The sequence below is a fragment of the Marilutibacter maris genome, assembly GCF_006546735.2.
In the GTDB taxonomy this organism is placed as follows: domain Bacteria; phylum Pseudomonadota; class Gammaproteobacteria; order Xanthomonadales; family Xanthomonadaceae; genus Marilutibacter; species Marilutibacter maris.
This window is the reverse complement of sequence record NZ_VICD02000244.1, coordinates 1-4118: the sequence shown is the minus strand read 5'-3', so window position 1 is coordinate 4118 and position 4118 is coordinate 1. Positions and strand designations below refer to the sequence as shown.

General features: G+C 70.1%; 5 protein-coding genes and 1 pseudogene. 2 read left to right on the top strand and 4 right to left on the bottom strand.

What is annotated here, in order from left to right; translation table 11 throughout:
- Nucleotides 1-4: 4 nt before the first annotated feature.
- From FKV24_RS14410 to FKV24_RS14395, 4 genes are all read right to left on the bottom strand, one after another.
- The gene (locus FKV24_RS14410) at nucleotides 5-913 is read right to left on the bottom strand and encodes a CorC family transporter (protein WP_111265795.1); all 909 of its coding nucleotides are present in this window, start codon (nucleotides 911-913) and stop codon (nucleotides 5-7) included.
- A gap of 158 nt (nucleotides 914-1071) precedes the next feature.
- Nucleotides 1072-1554: an rRNA maturation RNase YbeY gene (gene ybeY / locus FKV24_RS14405; RefSeq protein WP_111265796.1), complete on the bottom strand. Its 483-nt coding sequence runs from the start codon at nucleotides 1552-1554 to the stop codon at nucleotides 1072-1074.
- Between the two features lie 10 nt (nucleotides 1555-1564).
- Nucleotides 1565-2560 carry a PhoH family protein gene (locus tag FKV24_RS14400; RefSeq protein WP_407067501.1) on the bottom strand — a complete coding sequence of 332 codons (996 nt, stop codon included), beginning with the start codon at nucleotides 2558-2560 and terminating at the stop codon, nucleotides 1565-1567.
- Between the two features lie 196 nt (nucleotides 2561-2756).
- On the bottom strand, nucleotides 2757-3011 hold the full coding sequence (locus tag FKV24_RS14395) for a hypothetical protein (RefSeq protein ID WP_141482876.1): 255 nt from the start codon (nucleotides 3009-3011) through the stop codon (nucleotides 2757-2759).
- 138 nt (nucleotides 3012-3149) lie between these two features.
- Here FKV24_RS14395 and FKV24_RS14390 point away from each other — a divergent pair, with 138 nt between their 5' ends.
- Together FKV24_RS14390 and FKV24_RS14385 are read left to right on the top strand one after the other, a co-directional pair.
- Nucleotides 3150-3869 carry a TetR/AcrR family transcriptional regulator gene (locus FKV24_RS14390; protein WP_141482875.1) on the top strand — a complete coding sequence of 240 codons (720 nt, stop codon included), beginning with the start codon at nucleotides 3150-3152 and terminating at the stop codon, nucleotides 3867-3869.
- A pseudogene (locus FKV24_RS14385) lies at nucleotides 3866-4118 on the top strand (hemolysin secretion protein D); the annotation flags it as partial. The gene FKV24_RS14390 and the pseudogene FKV24_RS14385, both read left to right, overlap by 4 nt.

Here is a 4118-nt window from a genome sequence, read left to right as displayed (position 1 = left end):
GCGCTCAGGCATCGCCGAGGATGCCCACGTGGAAGGCGTGCACTCGGCGCGCGTCGGCGCTGGAGACCCGGAACACGAAGCGGCCCAGGGTCAGCTCCTCGCCGGCTTCGGGCAGGTGCCCGATCGCGGCGATGACCAGGCCGCCGATGGTGTCGTACTCGTCGTCGTCGAAGTCGGCGCCGAAACGTTCGTTGAAGTCGTCGATCGGGGTCAGCGCGTCGACCACGTACTGGCCGTCGGCCTGGGCCGCGATCAGCGCGTTGGGGTCCTCGGCATCGTCGTGCTCGTCGTCGATCTCGCCGACGATCTGTTCGAGCACGTCCTCGATCGTCAGCAGGCCGGCGACGCCGCCGTACTCGTCGATCACGATCGCCATGTGGTTGCGGCTGAGGCGGAACTCGCGCAGCAGCACGTCCAGGCGTTTGGATTCGGGAATCAGCACCGCCGGCCGCAGCAGTTCATGGATGCCCAGCGGGCCGTCCTCGGCGGCGATCACCGCGCGCAGCAGGTCCTTGGCCAGCAGGATGCCGAGGATCTCGTCCTTGTCCTCGCCATGGACCGGGAAGCGCGAGTGGCCGGATTCGACCACCTCCCTCATCAGATCCATCAGCGGCGCTTCGGCCGAGAGCATCACCATCTGCGAGCGCGGCACCATCACGTCGCCGACGCTGAGGTCGGAAACGCCGATCGCGCCTTCCATCATCGCCAGGGTGTCGGCGGCGATCAGGCCGTCGGCCTGGGCGTCGCGGAGCAGCTCGACCAGGTCCTCGCGGGAGCTGGGCTCGCCCGACAGCACCGAGCTGATCCGGTCCAGCCAGGAGCGCCGCTTTTCCGGGTGCTTGCCCTCGTGCGGCTTCTCGTGGTGCCGGTCGGTGTGTTCCTGGGCTTGGGTACTACTGTCGTCCTCGGACATTGCGTCTGCAAAAACGCCCGCGGGGGTTGGGCGCCGGGGCCAGTCTACCTCGGAATCGTGGCCTGTCGCCTGTCCCGGTTTGCGGGTCCGGGAGCGGGGCCGGGAGCGGGGCCGGGGATGCCCGCCGGACGGCGTCCGCGGCGGGATCGGCGGTGCGCTCAGGCGTCGCCGTAGGGGTCGGCGATGCCCAGCGAGGCGAGGATCTCGCGCTCCAGGTTCTCCATGCACTCGGCCTCGCGCTCGTCCTCGTGGTCCCAGCCCAGCAGGTGCAGGGCGCCGTGGACGGTCATGTGGGCGTAGTGGGCGGCCAGCGGCTTGCCCTGTTCGCGGGCCTCGCGGGCCACCACCGGCGCGCAGACCACCAGGTCGCCGAGCAATGGGAACTTGACGTTCTTCGGCAGGCCCTCGGGTATCTCGGCCGGGAAGCTGAGCACGTTGGTGGCGTAGTCGCGGCCGCGGTAGTGACGGTTGAGCGAGCGGCCCTCGCGCGCGTCGACGAGGCGGATCGCCAGGTCGGCCTCGCGGATGCGGCCTTCCAGCGCCGCCGCCACCCACTTGCGGAAACTGACCGCCGCCGGGATGCCGGCGCGCGGCAGGCCGTAGTGGACGGCGACATCGAGACGGATCGGACCTCTGGTCATGGTTGCCAGTCTACTCCTGGGGCCCGGTTTCCCTGTCGGCGCCGTCGCGCGCGTCGTAGGCATTGACGATCCGCGCGACCAGCGGATGCCGGACCACGTCGCGCGACTCGAAGAAGGTGAAGGCAATTCCGTCGACGCCGCGCAGCACTTCCAGCGCGTCCTTGAGCCCGGATTTCTGGTGGCGGGGCAGGTCGATCTGGGTCAGGTCGCCGGTGACCACCGCGGTGCTGCCGAAGCCGATCCGGGTCAGGAACATCTTCATCTGCTCGATCGAGGTGTTCTGCGCCTCGTCGAGGATCACGAACGCATCGTTGAGGGTGCGTCCGCGCATGTAGGCCAGCGGCGCGATCTCGATCACGCTCTTCTCCAGCAGCTTGGCCACCTTCTCGACGCCGAGCATCTCGTAGAGGGCGTCGTACAGCGGTCGCAGGTACGGGTCGACCTTCTGGGTCAGGTCGCCGGGCAGGAAGCCGAGCTTCTCGCCGGCCTCGACCGCGGGCCGGACCAGGATCAGCCGGTGCACGCGGCCCTCGTTGAGCGCCTCGACCGCGCTGGCCACGGCCAGGAAGGTCTTGCCGGTGCCGGCGGGACCGATGCCGAAGTTGATGTCGTTGGTGGCGATCGCGTGCAGGTATTTCTGCTGATTGGCGCCACGCCCGCGGACGGTGCCGCGCTTGACCCGGATCGAGACCTCCTGCGGTTCGTAGCCGGTCTCGATCCGGTCGGCGCCGGCTTCGGCCAGGCGCAGGTGGATCGCCGACTCGTCGAGGGTCTCGCCGCCGGCGTCGTCCCACAGCGCGCGCAGCAGTTTCTGCGCGCGCTGTACGGCGTCGCCGGGACCGGTGATGCGGAAGATGTTGCCGCGGTTGGCGATCTCCACGCCGAGTCGGAGTTCCAGCAGGCGCAGGTGGCTGTCGAACGGTCCGGCCAGGTTGGCCAGGCGCTCGGCGTCGGCGGGATCGAGGGCGAATTCGGACGTGGCGGTACGGGTGCTGACGTCGTTCAAGGAGGGCTCTTTGTTGTTGGAGCGGGGCGTTCGCGAGGATCGGCGGCCAGCCATGGGGCGGGACGGCTCGCGAAGATGTCCCCTGGGGGAATGAGTCGACGGCGACCAGGCCGTGGTTGTCGTCAAGCTTGCGCCGGTACGGCCTTTTTCGCAAAGCCGCGCGTCGCCGGATGCGGCGTGCGGGAAGCGTCCGCGTTCAGTCCGGACGCGTCGTCGCGCGATCGCGTCGCGCGCCGCCGACCCAGGTCGCGACGCCGGCGAGGAACACCAGTATGCCTCCGCCCAGGTACAGCCAGGCGACGGTGTCGGCGCCGCCACCGCCGTCGCGCATCGCCCGGGTCACGAAGCGGACCACGCCGAGCAGGCCGAGGGTCCACAGCCACAGCGCCAGGGCATTGCCGCGCAACCATTGGCGCAGGGGGCGGTGTTGGCGTCGGCTGGGCGGGGACATGCGCGGTCGCACCGGTGGCGGATGTCCACGATAGCGCCGTCGCCGCGCCGGTGGCTTGCCGGATCGGGGCGTTCGCGATCGCCGGCTCCGGGGCTATGGGGGCTTGCAATCAAATTAATTATTTAATTAAATATGCTCATGAGCACTCGTCATCCCCCCGCCAGGAAGTCCCGGACCGCCGCCGGCAAGGCCGCGCGACGCGCGCCCGGCCGGCCCGGCGCCGACGCCCCCGACCAGCGCGAGCGGGTCCTGGACGCGGCGATCGCGTGCTATGTCGAGCAGGGCATCGCCGGCACCACGCTGAAGCGGATCGCCGACCGCGCCGGGGTCAATCCGGCCCTGCTGCACTATTACTTCGGCGACAAGGCGCAACTGCGCGAGGCGGTGATCAACGAACGCCTGCTGCCGGCGTTCGGCGGTCTCCGCGAGCGGGTCATGGGCGAGGGCAACGACATCGCGGGCCTGATCGGCGGCTTCGTGCAGGGCGTGGGGATGCTGGTCGCCGAGCATCCGTGGTTGCCGTCGTTGTGGGTGCGCGAGGTGCTGTGCGAGGGCGGCAGCCTGCGCGACGTGCTGTTCGAACGGGTCGGTCCGCAACTGCCGCTGATGATGGCGGAACGCTTCGCCGGCGCGCAGTCGCGCGGCGAGATCAACGCCGATCTGGATCCGCGCCTGCTGATGGTGTCCCTGGTCGGCCTGACCCTGTTCCCGGTTGCCGGCGCGCCGATCTGGCGGCAGTTGTTCCAGGCCGAGGACCTCGATTACGACGGGCTGCGCCGGCATACCCTGGCGCTGCTCGAACGCGGCCTGGAGCTGGCCGCACCCGCGTCGATGGCCGACCCCGAGGAGCAGGCATGAAGCGTTCGATCGCAACCCTGGCCGTTGTGCTGGCATTGAGCCTGTCGGCGGCATGCAGTCGCGACACCCCGGACGCACTGGGCACGCTGGAGCGGGACCGGATCACCCTGCCGGCGCCGGCGGCCGAGCGCATCGTCGCGATCGACGTGCGCGAAGGGCAGGCGGTCCGGGCCGGCGAACGGGTGATGCAACTGGAGCCCGACCGCACCGGTGCGCGCCTGCAGGCCCTGCAGGCGCAGGCGCGCCAGG

What these genes read in the sequence shown, in the direction of transcription:
- FKV24_RS14410 (WP_111265795.1), bottom strand. Translation starts at nt 913, where the DNA reads ATGTCCGAGGACGACAGTAGTACCCAAGCCCAGGAACACACCGACCGG.
- FKV24_RS14395 (WP_141482876.1), bottom strand. Translation starts at nt 3,011, where the DNA reads ATGTCCCCGCCCAGCCGACGCCAACACCGCCCCCTGCGCCAATGGTTG.
- ybeY (WP_111265796.1), bottom strand. Translation starts at nt 1,554, where the DNA reads ATGACCAGAGGTCCGATCCGTCTCGATGTCGCCGTCCACTACGGCCTG.
- FKV24_RS14390 (WP_141482875.1), top strand. Translation starts at nt 3,150, where the DNA reads ATGAGCACTCGTCATCCCCCCGCCAGGAAGTCCCGGACCGCCGCCGGC.